The organism is Clostridium sp. LS (assembly GCF_002760435.1).
Lineage (GTDB): Bacteria > Bacillota > Clostridia > Clostridiales > Clostridiaceae > Clostridium.
In genome coordinates this window covers 1-18,005 of record NZ_AUUU01000034.1, presented here as the reverse complement: position 1 = coordinate 18,005, position 18,005 = coordinate 1, and the positions used below count along the sequence as shown (strand labels likewise).

Annotated in this window: 14 protein-coding genes; 1 reads left to right on the top strand and 13 read right to left on the bottom strand. The window is 30.9% G+C overall.

All coding sequences use genetic code 11. The features are described from left to right. Positions 1 to 150: 150 nt before the first annotated feature. Positions 151 to 1,353 (bottom strand): PTS transporter subunit EIIC, encoded by a 1,203-nt coding sequence (locus COL3_RS08905; protein ID WP_008427268.1) that lies wholly within the window; start codon positions 1,351 to 1,353, stop codon positions 151 to 153. Positions 1,354 to 1,594: 241 nt separating this feature from the next. On the opposite strand from COL3_RS08905, the gene COL3_RS08900 reads away from it, so the two are divergent. Then, positions 1,595 to 2,458 (top strand): MurR/RpiR family transcriptional regulator, encoded by an 864-nt coding sequence (locus tag COL3_RS08900; RefSeq protein ID WP_008427266.1) that lies wholly within the window; start codon positions 1,595 to 1,597, stop codon positions 2,456 to 2,458. Positions 2,459 to 2,655: 197 nt separating this feature from the next. On the opposite strand, the gene gntT is transcribed toward COL3_RS08900, so the two are convergent. The 12 genes from gntT to COL3_RS08840 all read right to left on the bottom strand — a co-directional run bounded on the left by gntT (position 2,656) and on the right by COL3_RS08840 (position 17,657). Then, positions 2,656 to 3,972 (bottom strand): gluconate transporter, encoded by a 1,317-nt coding sequence (gntT, locus tag COL3_RS08895; protein WP_008427263.1) that lies wholly within the window; start codon positions 3,970 to 3,972, stop codon positions 2,656 to 2,658. A 119-nt stretch (positions 3,973 to 4,091) separates the two neighbouring features. Further along, positions 4,092 to 5,807 carry a dihydroxy-acid dehydratase gene (gene ilvD, locus COL3_RS08890; RefSeq protein ID WP_008427261.1) on the bottom strand — a complete coding sequence of 572 codons (1,716 nt, stop codon included), beginning with the start codon at positions 5,805 to 5,807 and terminating at the stop codon, positions 4,092 to 4,094. 228 nt (positions 5,808 to 6,035) lie between these two features. After that, the gene (locus COL3_RS08885; protein ID WP_008427258.1) at positions 6,036 to 6,755 is read right to left on the bottom strand and encodes a FadR/GntR family transcriptional regulator; all 720 of its coding nucleotides are present in this window, start codon (positions 6,753 to 6,755) and stop codon (positions 6,036 to 6,038) included. A gap of 195 nt (positions 6,756 to 6,950) precedes the next feature. After that, a complete protein-coding gene (locus COL3_RS08880; protein ID WP_008427256.1) occupies positions 6,951 to 8,195 on the bottom strand; it encodes an MFS transporter in 1,245 nt (414 codons plus the stop codon). A 3-nt stretch (positions 8,196 to 8,198) separates the two neighbouring features. Then, on the bottom strand, positions 8,199 to 9,992 hold the full coding sequence (locus COL3_RS08875; protein ID WP_008427254.1) for an ABC transporter ATP-binding protein: 1,794 nt from the start codon (positions 9,990 to 9,992) through the stop codon (positions 8,199 to 8,201). Continuing rightward, positions 9,931 to 11,685, bottom strand: a complete 1,755-nt coding sequence (locus tag COL3_RS08870; RefSeq protein ID WP_008427251.1) for an ABC transporter ATP-binding protein — start codon at positions 11,683 to 11,685, stop codon at positions 9,931 to 9,933. Before COL3_RS08870 ends, COL3_RS08875 begins: the two co-directional genes overlap by 62 nt. A gap of 97 nt (positions 11,686 to 11,782) precedes the next feature. Then, positions 11,783 to 12,781 carry a LacI family DNA-binding transcriptional regulator gene (locus COL3_RS08865; protein ID WP_008427248.1) on the bottom strand — a complete coding sequence of 333 codons (999 nt, stop codon included), beginning with the start codon at positions 12,779 to 12,781 and terminating at the stop codon, positions 11,783 to 11,785. Positions 12,782 to 12,972: 191 nt separating this feature from the next. Further along, positions 12,973 to 13,461 (bottom strand): MarR family transcriptional regulator, encoded by a 489-nt coding sequence (locus tag COL3_RS08860; protein WP_008427246.1) that lies wholly within the window; start codon positions 13,459 to 13,461, stop codon positions 12,973 to 12,975. Continuing rightward, positions 13,427 to 15,019, bottom strand: a complete 1,593-nt coding sequence (locus COL3_RS08855; RefSeq protein ID WP_008427245.1) for a DHA2 family efflux MFS transporter permease subunit — start codon at positions 15,017 to 15,019, stop codon at positions 13,427 to 13,429. Before COL3_RS08855 ends, COL3_RS08860 begins: the two co-directional genes overlap by 35 nt. 12 nt (positions 15,020 to 15,031) lie before the next feature. After that, complete coding sequence (locus COL3_RS08850; RefSeq protein ID WP_008427243.1) at positions 15,032 to 15,685, bottom strand: efflux RND transporter periplasmic adaptor subunit; 654 nt, start codon at positions 15,683 to 15,685, stop codon at positions 15,032 to 15,034. 19 nt (positions 15,686 to 15,704) lie between these two features. Then, positions 15,705 to 16,688: an efflux RND transporter periplasmic adaptor subunit gene (locus COL3_RS08845; protein WP_008427241.1), complete on the bottom strand. Its 984-nt coding sequence runs from the start codon at positions 16,686 to 16,688 to the stop codon at positions 15,705 to 15,707. A gap of 342 nt (positions 16,689 to 17,030) precedes the next feature. Beyond that, entirely contained in the window at positions 17,031 to 17,657 is a 627-nt protein-coding gene (locus COL3_RS08840) for a methyltransferase domain-containing protein (protein WP_008427239.1), read from the bottom strand. Between the last annotated feature and the right edge of the window lie 348 nt (positions 17,658 to 18,005).

Genomic DNA, 18,005 nt, shown 5'->3' with positions numbered 1-18,005 from the left:
ATCTCTCCTTTGTAATTTATTTACTGCTCCATAAGTTCCGGATTTTCTATTTCTTGTTGAACTAATTTATGATCATAAGCTTTTACAAATGGCCAATAGATTATAGCTGAAACAAGTATATTTAATCCTTGAAGAATTATGGCTCTCCAATCACCATTTGTAGCTAAAAATCCAGAAAAAAATGATGGTACAGTCCCATGGCACTGCTATTCCAGCTGGGTAACTAACAAAACCTGTTGCCATTGCAATATAAGTTAATGACCCTACTGCTAAAGGTGCTAAAATAAATGGAATCATCATTATTGGGTTCATAACTATTGGAATACCAAAAATTATTGGTTCTGATATATTAAATATTGCCGGTGCAAGAGCTAACTTACCTATTGACTTTGCTTGTCTTGATTTTGCAACTAACATAATACATATAATCAACCCTAATGTTGCACCACATCCCCCTAAACTGTTAACAAAGTTATCATAAAATTGTAATGTTACTATATTAGGTAATTGATGACCTGCTTCTAAAGCTGCACGATTTTGATCCATTGCTGGTAATAATATTGAATCCATAACTCCAAAAACTACACGAGTTCCATGTATTCCAAGAGTCCAGAAGAAACTATAAAGTGAAACTGTTGCAAACATTCCTCCATATGATAATCCAACCAAAGCCAGAGGCGCTCCAACAAATTTAGTAATAAATGCAAATACTGTTTGATAAGATGTGTTTTCGAATCCTAGGCGAATTAAAAAGAATACTACTAAAATAATAAGCCCTGGTGTTATTGCTGTAAAGGATTTTGCAACTGCTGGTGGTACTGATTCAGGCATCTTAAGAACCCAATTCTTTTTAACAATATATATAAATATTTCTGTTGCTATTATAGCAGTAAGTATTGCAACTATTAATCCACCTGCTGATAAATTTGCTGTAGGTAAAACCTTTCCTAAGCTTAACTTATCACCACTTTGTAGTACTACGTCTACAGTTGGTACAGGAGTTAACATCAAAAATGCTGAAAGAGAAAGCGCTCCAGCTGATAAGCCATCAACTTCTTTATCTTTTGCTAATTGATATGAGATTGAAATAACTGCAAGTATTGCAACAATATCAAAAGTTACACGAATCGGATATAAAAGTTTTGTTGTAAATCCTGCGCCAAAGATACCGTTTACGAAATCTACATAGCCAGGCACCGGAAAATTTGCTAAAATCATAAATATAGAACCGATTATTATTAATGGCATCGTTATTGCTAAACCATCACGTAAAGCTCTAATATGTCTTTGTGCTGCAATCTTACCTGCAACAGGCATTGCTTTTTCTTCAAGGAAATTTATAAATCCATTCATCACTATACCTCCAATAATTTATTAATGATTACAATAATGACATTAATCGTTTTCGGCCGCTAAAGATATTATTCATTATCTTGATTTAAATTATACTACATGTGAAATATTTTTTCAATATATGAAATTTTTTTTCATTTTCTTTTTTTATTATATCTTTTTTATGCTATAATGAAATAAATATTTCAATTCTCTTTAGCAAGAGCATTATATTTTAATTACTTGAAAGGAGCTAAATTGCTTGAAAAACAGTTGTTTATTACAAATTAACGACAGATATGACAGCTTCAGCTCAAAAGAGCGCATAATAGCTGATTTTATATTAAAAAATCCAGCAAAGGTTGTATATTATACAATCGAAGATTTTGCAACAGAACTATCTATATCTGATGCTACAGTTTTTAGATTTATAAAAAAATTAGGCTATTCTGGCTACCAATACTTTAAAGTGGCATTAGCCAGCGAAGTTACAAAAACTTCTAATGAGAATAAAATCAGAAAAGACGATATTAATAGTTCATCAAATCCATACAAATATTTAACTGAATTATATTCTAATAATATTCAAGAAAACTCTGACAAAATAGATACTTCATTATTAGATAGAATAGTAAAAACTATGATGAATTCAAAAAGAATAGCATTTTTAGGATTAGGTTCCTCTGGGGAATTGGCTTTAAATGCCTATAATAAATTTATTGATACTGGTTTATTTTGTATTTATAATATGGATTATCACATGCAGCTGAAAATAACTTCTCAATTGAGTTCTGACGATTTAGCAATAGTTTTCAGTAATTCTGGCATGAATAAAGATATTATTACATTAGTAGATACCTTAAAAGAACAGAGCGTTCCTACTATAGGATTATCTAGTAATCCAAATTCTCCATTTGCAAAAATGGTAAATGATTTTATATATACCTACCCTACTAATCCAAAAACAGTTATTGAAAAGCTTTCATCCTATATTTCTCAAGTTACTATTATTGATTATTTATATCTTAAGATCCTTGCTAATGGCAAACACATAGATGTAAATCTCATGAAACCAAATAAAACTATACAAAGCAGAAAATATACATTTGAAGAAGAATCCAAGTAAATATTTATCTTTACTTGGATTCATGCAAAATTTTATAAAGAGTACTAGCTCTCCTCATAGGCAAACTTAACTTACTAATAATAATACTAAACTCAATATCATAAAGTATTTTGATATATAAATAAGGCTTCTACTTAAATATTAAACAATCTATGTTTAATTAGTAGAAACCCTATTTTCAGGTTTATATTTTAAATTTAAATAATAGCATTTAGTGCTAATACACCTAAAAGTCCACATACTGAAATTAATGTTTCCATTACAGACCAAGATTTTAAAGTTTCTGGAAGTGATAAATTAAAATATTCTTTAAATAACCAGAATCCTGGATCATTAACATGAGAGAATATTAGGCTTCCTGATCCTGTTGCGATTACCATTAATTCTGGACTTACTCCAGTTGCTGCTACAATCGGTGCTACGATTCCTGCTGCCGTCATAGCCGCTACTGTCGCTGAACCTAATGCTATTCTTAAAGTTGCAGCAATTAACCAGGCTAATAAAAGTGGTGACATATTGCTTCCTTGCATTGCACTTGCTATATAATTTGATACTCCACTATCAACAAGGACTTGCTTTAAAGCTCCGCCGCCTCCAATGATTAATAGCACCATTGCAATTGTTGTTATTGCATCTGCCACAGTTTGCATTATTTCTTCCATTTTCTTCTTTCTATTTAATCCAAATGTAAATAGAGCTACAATTACTGCTATTAAAAGCGCAATTACTGGATCTCCAAAGAAACTTGCATATTTAACTACTGTTGAATCTTTAGGTAAAGTCATATTCGCAACAGCTTCTACAGCCATAAAGAAAACCGGTATTAATGCTGTAAATACGCTAATTCCAAAGCTTGGCATTTCTTCCTCTGTAAATATTTTAGGATTATATAATCCCTTAGGAACTGGATGTTCCATCTTCTTTAAAAATTTTGAAAATACTGGTCCTGATATTATAGCTGTTGGTATTCCTAGTATAGCGCCATATAATAATGTTTTACTTATATTAGCATTATAAATTCCAGCTATTGCTGTTGGTCCTGGGTGTGGTGGCAAGAAACCATGTGTTACAGAAAGTGCTGCTGCCATAGGTATTCCAATAAATAAAAGCGGTATTTCTGCTTCAGCAGCTATTGTAAATACAAGTGGAATAAGTAGCACAAAACCAATTTCATAAAATAATGCAAATCCAACAACAAATCCAGTAATAAGTACAGCCCATTGAATTTTCTTCTTTCCAAACTTTTCAATTAAAGTCATAGCAATTCTTTGAGCTCCTCCGCAGTCAGCTAATAGTTTACCAAGAATAGCACCAAATCCAATTATAAGTGCTAAACTTCCCAGCGTTCCTCCTACACCATTCTTTACGGACGTTACAACTTTATCAATTGGCATTCCTTCTGCAACCCCTACTATAAGAGCAACTATAATTAAAGATAAAAAACCATTTAACTTAAATTTAATCATTAACAACAACAATAACGCTACACCAATGGCGATTATTACTAATGGCATATTTACCACTCCTTTTTAATTGTTTACATTAGATGCATACTACTTTAGCAAAATATGCTTTATTTTTAGTAGAAAATATAATATCAAATACTCTAATTATATTTTCTACTTTTATTAGTCTATTTCATGTATCCACCTTTCATTGGTGATACTGCATTTTCAGAAAATAGCTTCAAAATACCTGATTCATATTTTGATTTTCTTGGCTTCCAATTCTTCTTACGTTCTTCAAAGACTTTCTTTATTTCTTCTTCACTGCATTTTTTACCTTTTATTCCGACAACCTGTAACACTCTATTAGGAATATTAATTTCAATCAAATCATTTTCCTCTATTAATGCAATTGGTCCTCCTACTGCCGCTTCTGGCGATACATGTCCAATTGCTGGTCCTTTGGAAGCTCCCGAGAATCTACCATCTGTTATTAATGCTATACTTGCAGATAATTCTTCATCTGAAGAAATTGCCTCTGTTGTATAGAACATTTCTGGCATTCCGCTTCCCTTTGGCCCTTCATATCTTATAATAACTGCATCTCCAGGGCGAATTACTTTCTTTAAAACAGCTTCAATAGCTTCTTCTTCACTATCAAAAGGTTTTGCTTTTAATATAGCTTCATGCATTTCCTTTGGAACTGCAGAATGTTTTACTACCGCACCTTCTGGGGCTATATTTCCTTTTAATATTGAAACTGATCCATTGTTACCTATAGGATTATTAAATGGACGTATAATATCTTCTTTTTTCACCCCAACCTTTTTAAGATACTCATTGCATTTTTCATAATATCCATTATTCTTTAATTCTTCTAAGTTTTCACCTAAGGTTTTTCCTGTTACAGTCAATACATCTAAATGAAGCAAATGTTTTAGCTCTTCCATTATGGCAGGCACTCCCCCTGCATAATAGAAATATTGTGCAGGCCATTTTCCAGCAGGACGTATATTTAGTAAATAATGAGCATTCTTGTGTATTCTATCAAAAGTTTCTTCATCAATATACAATCCAAATTCATGAGCTATGGCTGGTAAATGTAATAATGAATTAGTAGATCCTGATATTGCAGCATGAACTAGTATAGCGTTTTCAAAAGACTTTATTGTTACAATATCTTTTGGACGAAGATTTTTCTTAGCTAGTTCAACAGCTTGTCTACCTGCTCTTAATGCCACATCTTCTAAGTCATCACACGTTGCTGGCATTAACGAACTGCCAGGAAGCATTAATCCAAGAGATTCAGCCATTACCTGCATTGTTGCAGCTGTTCCCATAAATGAACATGCGCCGCAAGATGGACATGCATTTTCCTTATAGAAAGTTAATTTTTCTTCAGTAATCTCACCACGTTGGCACATAGCACTATATGCACCTATTTGTTCTAGAGTTAACAAATCAGGACCTGCTTCCATTACTCCGCCTGTAACTATAATTGATGGTATATTCAATCTTCCAATTGACATAAGATGTGCTGGAACTGCTTTGTCGCAGCTTGAAATAAATACACCTGCATCAAATGGAGTTGCATTGGCATGAATTTCTATTAATGAAGTCAGTGTATCTCTAGAAGCTAATGAATAATTTATTCCGTCATGTCCTTGAGACATTCCGTCACAAATATCTGTTGCAAAGTATCTTGCTGCCTTTCCGCCTACTTGATTAACTCCTTCAACTGCCTTATCAGCAAATTTTAATAGATGCGCACTTCCTGGGTGGCTATCTCCAAATGTACTTTCTATTATGATTTGTGGTTTTGCTAAATCTTCTGTTGTCCATCCCATTCCCCTGCGAAGAGGGTCCATTTCGGGAGCAATTTTTCTTATTTCTTGACTAATCATACTTGGTCTCTCCTTAATTAAATTCTGATATCGTTTAAATACATCTGATGTATTTATAATACCACATCTGATGTATTTGTCAATATTTTTTGCATTTTTATAATTTTATATACCAATATCGATATTATACCTTTACATTGGTATGATGTATTTTGATAAATACGTATAAAAAATACATCTTGCCATTTCTGAAGCAGATGTATTTTAAAATAATAAATAATTAATTTTTTATCCTTTTTCTATAATACCTTTAATATTCCTGCGATTATATACTAAATGTAGATACATAGCATCGCGGGCGCCATTCGAATCACGGTCTTTGATCGCATTTAAAACTTCTCTATGTGTTTCTATAGTTTCTCTGCGTAACTTTTGATTTGTGATATCCATAAAAATTGCAATAGAACTATTAATAATTGGAATCAAATTGCCAACGACTAAATTTTTACTGCTTTTAGCTATAGCTGTATGAAATTCTATATCTTTATCCATGTACGGTTCATTTTGTAAGATCAATTCCTCTATTTCATCGCATAAGTCAGACATTTGCTGTATTTCTTCTCCTGTAGCTTTTACTGCTGCTATAGATGCAATTGATGGCTCAATCATAAATCTGACTTCCAATAAATCAACTGCTAATTTAAATTTATCTTTTACAAATGTTAATCCTAATGGATCATCTGCAATTCCACCTTTTTCAGAAATATAGGTTCCAGCCCCACGCCTAATCTCTAGGATATTACGCGAAACTAGGGCTTTTATAGCCTCTCTAATAGTACTTCTTCCTACCTTAAGTTTCTCTGCAAGATCATATTCATTAGGTAATTTATCTCCAGCCTTCCAATCATTTTTTATAATTAATTGAATTATCCGTTCTGAAGTTTGTTCTCCTAATGATTTTGTCGAGCTGCTTATATTGTTTAAATCAAAATCCTTAATATTTGACATGTTTCCTCCTAGTGTTACTATCTTACACTTTAATCAAAATTCATTAACTTGGTCCTACTATTTCTTTCGACCATATATTTATACATTTAATTTAAATATTATAAATTTTAACCTAATTTCTTAATATTCTATCTTAAAAGTTATTTTAATACAATTATTTATCTATTCAATAATATAAGAAATTACAATAATAATTTATTTATTATTGTAACTTAATTTTACTTTATAAACAAATAGCGGTATCATAAGCAGCACTATTGCAGCTCCGCAAGCAGCAAAACCTATCCTTGCATTGAAGTGTTCAGCAAATAATCCAGCATAAAGATTCCCAAAAGGCGTAGAACCAGAAAAAACTAAAGCATATACACTCATAACCCTGCCTCTATATTCATTATTTGAATTGAGCTGTAAGGTTGAATTTGCACTGGATGTAAAAGCGATAAAAAAGAAACCAGTAATAGCAAGAAATATTCCAGTTAGCAAATACATATTAGTGTAGCCAGTAATTATTAATGAAACCCCAACAATTAATGGCACTATATAAATCATAAACTTCTTAGGTCCTGTTTTACTTTGAGTTGCTATAAACATAGCACCTAAAAATGACCCAAATCCCATAAAGGACATTAGAATACCGAAACCTGCTTCATTTTGATTTAATATCTGCTTTGCAAAAACTGGAACAAGTACATTAAAATTCATAGCAAAAGTACCTACAATAGCTAATACAAATACAGTATATAAAAGAATTTTCTTTTTATAAATATATCTAAGTCCATCTTTTATTTCTTCTATTACATCGGCATTCTTTTTAGCCTTTCTTTCTACCGGAGTTAATTTAATAAAAATTAAACTTATTAGTACCGCTCCAAAACTTATAGCATTTATAAAAAAGCAAAATGCTATTCCTTCATACCCCATTACAATCCCCGCAATAGCAGGACCTATAATTCTAGCCAAATTAAAAACCATGGAGTTAAGCGCAATTGCATTCATTAAATCCTCTTTTCCTACAAGTTCTATAACCACTGATTGACGTGTTGGCATATCAATAGTATTTATAACACCAAGAATTGTAGATAAGACTAGAATGTGCCAGTATTGCACCTGTCCAATCCATACTAATATTGCTAATATTAATGTAATTATTAATGATGATAATTGTGTAAACACTAAAATTTTCTTCTTTGGAAATTTATCTACAATCACTCCTGCAAATAACGAAAATATTAACATAGGTGTAAATTGAGCTATTCCAATTAAACTGAGTAAAAATGGTGAATTGGTTAAGGTATATGCAAGCCATGGCTGAGCTATATTCTGCATCCATGTACCAATTAAAGACACACACATTCCTATCCAATAATATCTAAAATTATCATGCTTCAACGCAATAAAGGGGTTATTAAATGTTCTTTTTAGGTCATTAGTAATATTCATACACTATCCTCTTTCATTATTATTTCTTGTAATTAATTCTTTATAATATCCACCACTTTCCATAAGTGAATCATGATTACCGCTTTCAATAATTTCACCATTTCTTAAAACTATTATTACATCTGCATTTCTAATAGTTGAAAGTCTATGTGCAATAATTATAGTAGTTTTTTCTTTTGTAATACTTTCTATAGCCTTTTGAATTAATATTTCAGTCGCAGTATCAATATTAGCTGTAGCTTCATCTAACACAAATATGGAAGGATCATGAGCTATTGCTCTGGCAAAAGATATTAGCTGTCTTTGCCCTAATGAAAGTGTACTTCCTCTTTCCATTACAAATTCATTAATTCCATTTTCAAAGTTATTAATTATTTCTTTTCCGTGAGAAATCTCTAAAGCCTTTTTCACTTTATTTTCCTCAATCTTATCATTTAATGTGATATTATTTTCAATAGTTCCTGAAAAAAGAAATACATCTTGAAGTACTACTGCTATATTTTTTCTCAAATCTCTTTTCTTTATTTCATTAATATTTATTCCATCAATTAAAATTTCTCCCTTTTGAACATTATAAAATCCACTGATAAGACTAATTATAGTTGTCTTTCCAGAACCTGTCTGTCCAACAAATGCTGCTGTTTGTCCTCTTTTGATAACAAAACTTACATCTTTTAATACCCAGTCTTTATCATTATAAGAAAACCATACATTTCTAAATTCAATATTTCCTTGGAATCTATCTGCGCCAATACCTAAGTCTAAGTTTTCTATAGATTCTTCCTCATCTAATAATTCAAATATTCTATCAGCCGATACTAAAGCAGATTGAATGGTTGTGTAATTATCTGCCATATCTGAAATAGGATCAAAAAACTGCTTTATATAATTGGTAAATGCGTAGAGTACCCCTATACTTAAAGTATTATCTGAAATTTTCCCCATACCATACCATATTAAAATAGCAACAGCAAAACTTTGAAAAACATCAGCTGCTGGTTTTAAAAAGCTATTCATCCAGACTTGAAATAATGTCGCTTTATAATATCCATTATTTAGTTTTAGAAACTCTTCTCTCTTTTCCTTCTCTCCATGAAAAATTTGTACGATCCTCATTCCTGATATATTTTCAGCCATAAAACCATTTATTTTTCCGATTAAACTTTTCATTTTAGCAAAATTTCTTTTTATCTTTGTTTTTATAACAAATACTACTCCAAACATTAACGGGACTACACAAAATGAAACTAATGCCAGCTTTAAATTTATTATTATCATTGTATAAACTATTCCAACAATCAAAATTACATCTTTAAATAAATTAATTACAACATCTGTATACATTTCACTCAATGCTTCTACATCATTAGTAGCTCTTGTTATTAATCTTCCAGAAGATGTTTTATCTAAATATGAAAGAGGAAGTAATTGTATAGTCCTAAATACTTTACTCCTTAGATTTCTCATTATTTCTTGTCCAACTTTATTAATTAAGAAAACTTGTGAAATTGATAAAACACTACTTATTAGAACAACTAAAAAATATATTATACCCATAGTCGTTATTGAATAAAAACCATTTTGAACTATATGCTTTGTTAGAAAATCGTCAATTACCAATTTTAAAATATAAGGCTTTATTAATGCAGCTATATTTACTAAAATTACGCAGGAAAACGCAAGAAAAATCCCTTTTTTGTAGGGCAGCATTAATTTCAATAATCTTTTAATTGTTTTAGGAGGCTTCATTTCCAAATTCATTGTCTTCTTCATGGAATTGAGACTTGTAGATGTCATAATACAGCCCCCCTTTCTTCAATAATTCTAAATGACTTCCACTCTCCATAATTTTTCCATTATCAAGAACTATTATTTCATCAGCTTCCATAACCGCTGATATTCTATGAGCAATTATTATAGAAGTTTTATTTTTTCTAATTTTTCTAAGATTCTTAAGAATTTCAGCCTCTGTTATAGTATCCACAGCAGAAAGAGCATCGTCTAATATAAGTATTTCCGGATTCTTTATTAGTGCCCTTGAAATTGAAATTCTCTGTTTTTGTCCACCCGAAATGTTTACTCCTCTTTCTCCAAGAATTGTAGAAAAATCATCTGGTAAATCCATAATGCTTTCACAAATGCAACTGTTTTGGCTAGCTTCAATAATTTCCTTCTTAGAATATATCTCCTTAAAAAATTTGATATTATCAGCTATTGACGCACTAAATAAAAAATTATCTTGTGGAACAAATCCAAAACTATCTCTAAGAGCTCTTAATCCATATTCATTTATATCCACATTATCAAAAAATATCTTATCTTTTGGAACATTATACATACGCAGCAGTAAGCTTACCAAAGTACTTTTTCCACTACCTGTTCTACCTATTATCCCTAAAGTATGTCCTCTAGGTATTGTTAAATTAATATTTTTTAAAACAACTTCTTTAGATTCTGGATATGAAAAAGAGAGATTCTTTATCTTAATATCGCCTCTAACATCACTCTCCAAATAATTCTCAATTTCCGTTATATTAATATGAGAATCAAATATTTCATTTAATCTGTTTAATGAGGCCATTCCCCTTTGAAATATTGTAATAATACGCCCTATAGAAATAACAGGACCCATTATCATAGTAAGATATCCATTAAAGGCTATAAAGTCACCTAAGGATACACTTCCACTTAAAACCATATTTCCACCAATAATAAGATTTAGAACAAAGCTTATAGTAAAACATATCTCAATGACTGGTGATAAATAAGAAGAAATTTTAACCATATCCAGATTAGCTTTAGCCATTTCGTTATTAAGTTCCTCAAATTTTTTAACTTCTTTATCTTCCTGCACATAAGCTTTTATAACTCTTATGCCATTAATATTTTCTTGAACCCTATCTGAAATTGCTGCAAAGCTTTCTTGAACTTTCTTGAAACGTACTCTGACAATTTTGCCTATACAAAACATTAATAAGACAATTATAGGTAGAGGCATTAACGCTAAAATTGTAACTTTCCAGTTTATTGCTTTAGCCATTGAATAAATGGAAATAACACAAATTACAATGCCATTAACCGCCATTGCTGTAGCAGGTCCAAATGTCATTCTTACAGCGCTTATATCATTTATGGCATAAGCAATCAAATCCCCTGTTTTTCTTTTGTTATAAAATTCAGGCGATAACTTTTGGAAATGCTCAAAAAGCTTTTCTCTAAGATAGCATTCCATATTTCTTCCATTACCAATAATTAGATTTCTCCATATGTAAGTACTTATAAAAGTACCAAAAGCAATAAGCATCATATAACTAATATTTACATATATAAAACTCGGATTAAAGTTATTAACTTTTAAAATATCTATTGTATTTCCAAGAACTTCTGGAAAAAGAGTTTGAATGTACGATGTAAGAAGTACAAATATTATTCCAATTATATATGAAGCCTTATGATCTTTTATAAAATTAATCAGTACTTTTTTTCCCATATAGCGCCCCTTTCTTGAAGTAAAAGTTTTAAGGTGATACCCAAAATTTAATATTAGATACAACAAACTCTAATTACTTATGTGAATAGAATTTTAACTAATTACTTATGTGCATATCTTTTACAGAATCTCTTTCAATTAAAACACTGTTTATTGTTATGTTCTCGTAAGGTTTTTCAGGTTTCATAATCCTTTTTAGAAGAAGTGAAACTGCTACTTCACATGCATAATCAATATTTAACTCCAATGTAGTTAAGGCAGGTATAGACACTGAAGACATTTCAGTGTTTCCGCTGCCTATTACAGATATATCCTCTGGTACTTTAATGCCTTTTTCATATAAACACTTTATAAGCTTTATTGCAGTATAATCCCATTGACAAACTATTGCAGTTGGACCATCTTCCCTGCTAATCAGTTGAAGCATTTTTTCCTCGAAATTCTCATCATAAATAAAGAATTCATCTTTTACTGGCAATTTATAATCTTCTAAAGCAGATGATATGCCAAGAACTTTTTCTTTATTTTTATATATACTGCTATTCCCTAAGAATCCAATTCTTGTATGACCTTTTTTAATCAAATATTCACACTGTTTGTAGCCGCCATTATTAAAGTTATACCAAACACTGTCACAGTCAAAGGAAGGAGAATAACCAGTATAAAAAACCTGATTTTTTATCTTACTAGAAATAAATTTTACATATTCATTATTAAAACGCCCAATAAATATAATTCCATCAAATTTAATTCCCTTTTGAATCTTGTATGGCAAATAACGTTCATCTTGATGATTTTTATCTACAAATTCTAAGTCGTATTCATACCCTGCCTCTTGTATGGCCTTTTCAATACCTTGAACCATATGGCTGTAATTACTCGTATCCTGCACAAAAGGCTTTTGATGAAGTACTAAAATTTTGATGTTATCTAAATTTTTCGCTTTAAAATACCCCATTTCTTTTGCTTTATTTAAGATCTTATTTCTCAGTTCATCTCCAACTCCAGTTTGCCCTGAAAGTGCCCTACTGACTGAAATTGTTGATACCTCAAGCGCTTTAGCTATATCTGAGATTTTAACTTTATCTACCTTCAAATTTATACCTCCAAAATTTATATACTTCTTATGTTATAACGTTTTATAATACACATTTATAACGTTATATTTTTATAATTATTAACGTTGAATATTATTATACCAAAATAGTGAATAATAGTAAATACGAAGAAAAAACCGTATTGGTTTAATTTCCAATACGGTTTTTTGATAACTTATATAAAATTATTTTAATCATCATCTTTATCTTTTAATAAGGAACTAAACAGTCTTAATCCATAAATCATTTTTTCAACTTCTTCAGCATCCATATTTTTTATAGAATCAGATATGAATTCGCCTATAAATTTCTTCTTTATTGCATGAATATCATTATTTTTTTTAAATTCCTCAGAAATTGATAACTTTACAATTCTACGATTATCTTCAGGTATCTCTCTCACTACAACACCTTGTTTAGCCAAACGATCAACTATGCCCGAAACTGTGCTTTTAGTTAAGCTCATATGATCACTTAATTCATTAAGAGTTATTGACGGCATCATATATAAATGAAATATAACTCCTAACTGCGGTGCTGTAAATCCAGATTCTTTAGCTACTCTCTCATACTTACAACTAATAGATTTTCTAATACATCTAAATATTTCAATTATTTCATCCGCTTGTTTTTGAATTAATTCATTATTCGGAGATGAGGACTGCTCCTGCTGATTCATTTTTTTCACCTTCCTTGTTTCCTTTCTTAGGTGCTTTTTTCGTGCCCATAAATAAAGCTAAAAATATAGTAACAAAAACTATAACAACAGTTACTGTAACCGCATAAGCCATAGCATCTACATAAGCTTGGGTTCCAATTGCTTTTACTATATACGTAACTGCCGATACTTTGGCATCACCCAATTGTTGCCCCATGCCCATGTATACCTTTGTCAATGTACTTATTGTATCATTAGATGTTTTATTATATACATTAATTTGTTCTGCTAATTTTGCATAGTTGTAATCATTTCTTCCTTGCATAATTGTAGACATAAAAGTAATACTAACTGCACCTGCTACCTGCCTTAAAGTATTTGAAAGAGCTGATGCTCTACTAATTAAATGAGCCGGTACAGCATTCATTCCAGTAGTGCTAATCGGCATCATACTCAGCCCTATTCCAATAGATCTTATACAATTAACAAATATTATGTGCTCTCTGCTTGAATTCATATTTATAGCAGTTGCAAGTTCATAGGAAGCTCCAGCAAGAATTATTAGCCCAGGTATAACAAGAGCTTTTACCCCAACTTTATTTAAGAGATTGCCACTTATAGGCATCATAATTCCCATTACCAATGCTCCTGGCAGCATTATTATTCCAGCCTCCATAGCTGTATATCCCCTCACATTTTGTAAAAATAGAGGTAATACATAAACTCCCCCCATCATTGCCAAGGTTAATACAGCAGTTATAAGTTGGCTTATTGTAAAATCAAACAATTTAAAAACTCTTAAATCTAACAGTGGATCTGGATGAGTTAATTCATTTACTACAAACAATACAAGACTTAAACATCCAAGGGTCATCAACATTGGATTTTCAAGTTTAGACCAATCAATTGATGATCCTTCCCCAAGAACATATAGTATACTTACAAGTCCTATTGTGGAAGATAAAAATCCAATTATATCAAAGGACTTGAAAGGCTTTCTTTCCGAACCTTTTAATAATATTGTAGCTAATATTACTCCCACTACACCTACCGGAACATTAACATTGAAAATAAGTCTCCAATCCAATTTTTCAATAATATATCCACCTAGTGTTGGTCCTATAGCAGGAGCTGCCATAGCAGCTATTCCCCAAAAACCAAGAGCTAACCCTATCTTTTCTCTAGGGAATATCTGATATATTATTGACATTCCTACTGGCATTATCATTCCTCCACCAATAGCCTGAATAACACGGAATACTATCATACTCGAATTACTCCAAGAAATACCACATAACATAGATCCAACAGTAAACATTGCTAAAGAGAATACATATATTCTTTTAGATCCTAAAATTTCCTGTAAATATCCTGTAAGGGGGATAATAGCACCAAGTGCTAAAGAATAAGAAGTTATTACCCACTTTATATCATCTAAAGATACTCCAAAAACAGCCATCATTTTAGGAAGAGCAATATTTACTATACTACTATCTAGTATAGACATAAATGTACCTATAATAACTACACCTAAAGCTAACCAACTATTCATTAAAGAATCATTATTACTCTCTCCCATTATATCACCTCATTACTTAATATGAATCTTAATAACTGCATTTGTTCCTGGAAGAATCTTTTCATTGAAATTACTAAGTTCTATTTTTATAGGTACTCTTTGAACTACCTTAGTAAAGGTACCACTAGTTGATGAAGGTAATAATGATATAGCTGAATTAGATATTTCACCTATAGATTTTATTTTTCCAGTAAATTTTTGCGAATCATATTCATCTATTGTAATATCAACTGGTTGTCCAACTTTAACTTTTTCAATTTTTGTTTCTTCTATATTAGCAGAAACATAAAGTTTACTTGGATCTACTAAAGTGATTAAAGTTTGACCTGTTGATAAAAGTTCTCCAACAGTTCCTTGTTTTTTTACAACAATTCCATCAATAGGTGATCTCACCAAAGATTGCTCTACGCTTGTATCTGGGAGATTATTCATTTCTTGACGAGCTAATATTTCATTTTTTGTTACCTTATCTCCTTCGTCAACGTTAAGTTCTAGCAACTTACCTGAAATTTGAGGCGTTACACTCACAAAATCTGCATTAACTCTCGCATCCTCAGTTGAAACATAATATGTATTTTCATACCAATAATAAGAAGCTATACTGCATAATGCTACTACAATTACTACCAAAATTCCAATTATTAAAATTTTACGCTTTTCTTTCATACTAAAATCACCTCTTCCCTTATTCCTTTATCCCAACTTCAGCAAACATACCTGGTTTTAATACCGAATTTGGATCAGACAATGCTATTTTAATTAAAACATTTCTGCTTTGAGCATTTAATTTAGAATTTATAACTGATATTTTTCCTTCAAATTCTGTATTATCTACTTCGGCCACTTTTACAACTACATCTTGTCCTTCTTTAAATTGACTTGCAATATCTATTGGCACATAAGCATTTACAACTAAAGCACTGGAATTTGAAATTGAAAGAAGCGTTGAATTTGCAGAAGCCATTTCCCCTACATTAATATTCTTAGCATTTACTACTCCAGATATTGGAGCTATAACAGTTGCATTGCTCAATGCTGTTTGCGCAATTTTCAAACCAGCCTGTGCCTGCTCTACTTGAGCTTTGAACACATCTATACTAGTTTGAGTGGCTCCATTTTTATGCATATTTAATACTTCTTGTGCTGTTTTTTGCTGTGACTCTGCAGCAGTTAGTTGTTGCTGTGCAGTTTCAAGTTGCTGCTGTGTAGCTCCTTCAGCATCAAGCAAAGTCTTTGTACGATCATAGTTCTTTTTAGCAACCTCATAATTTTCTGTTGCATTATCTAATGCTGCTTGGTCTTGAGCAATTTGCTCAGGTCGTGTAGCACTCATAGCATTGGTTAGATTTGCTTGTGCAGTATTCACACCAGCTTGAGCTTGATCCACTTGTGCTTGTAAATCTTGTGTGTCTAATTGAATAATAGTATCTCCAGCATTAACCTTTGAACCGACATCAACTAATATTTTTGAGACTCTTCCTGAAATTTTTGAAGCTACATTTGCTTGATCATTTGCATCAATCTTTCCAGCCATTATGTACTTAACATTAGATTGCTGTTCTGTATTTTGAGTTGCTTGCGAGTTATTATCTACACTCTTACTAGCTGTAGAACTACAACCACTTAACATCATAGCTATAACTAAACAAACTAACATAGTTTTTTTCATATTACCCCTCCATATAATAATTATTCTTATACATATTGTTCGTGTACTAACAGTATGTATTATACAATTATTTTTCTATATATTCAAGAAGAATGTTCCACATTTTAATACAAATTCGAAGAATATTTTTGATAACATTTACAAATTCATTATGTTTACGATATCATTATATAATCATATTATATTTTTAATTAAAATTAATATTTTCTAATCTAGTTTTATTAAATAAACTAAATAAAAGTACCTTTATATTATTTCAGGCGCCTTGCAATATCCCAAAATAAATATAGCAAAATTCCAAATTACCTATAAGCCTTAGAATTTTGCCATGTATTTAACTAATTATTTTGTTGCTGTAGCCACGAATATCCCTGTTCTTGTGTACTCTCCTTTAGTTGATATACCTATTGCATTTAGTTTTGTATCTTCAATCTTTATATTTTTAAAACTTGCGCCTTTCAGCCAAGTTATTATTTCCTCCTCACTAAACCCCAGCCATTCATCATGCATTTCCTCTTTAGCCCACTTGCCATTATGCTTATACACATCTGAAATTACTACCTTTCCTCTACTTTTTAATACCCTATACATTTCTTTTATACTTTTATCTGGTCTTACGATGTGATGAAGAGCCATATTAATAGTTATTGCATCTAAAGATTCATCATATAATACTAACTCATCTAGGGTTGATTTTATTGGATAAATATTATTATAATTTCGTTTTATACATTCTTTTTTTAATTCCTTAAGCATATTTATGGATTGATCTATAGAAAAAATAATGTTTGGATTTTTACTTACAAGTCCTAATGAAATAAATCCTGTGCCACATCCCAAATCCCCTATTACCTTATTGTTCACTTCTAACTTTTGTAATATTCTTTCTCTCACTTCATCCTTAAAGTATTCACTTCTCATTTTATTCCAATCTATTGCAATACTATCAAAGTATTCTCTTGAACTCATTGTTTTCTCCTCCTTACCATTATTATTAATAAAAATAATTGAATTTGTACTTAGATAATTAATTTGAAATAAGAAATATAATCTATCTTTTTACTACTCTTTTCATTTCTCATAAATCATATACATTTACTCGGTTATACCTATAAATTATGCAAATATATAAGCATTGTTACTCATCTCACAATTATGAATAAATAAAAAAAACCATGCAAAAGTTATGGTGTGAAATGCAACCTTATCCTGCATGGTTTATTTTAGGCACATTCAAAAAACAACAAGTCCATTTGCCAGCATATTTTCCATCATGCTGTGTCGGCAAATTGACCTAATAGGCCCGCTATGAGGGCA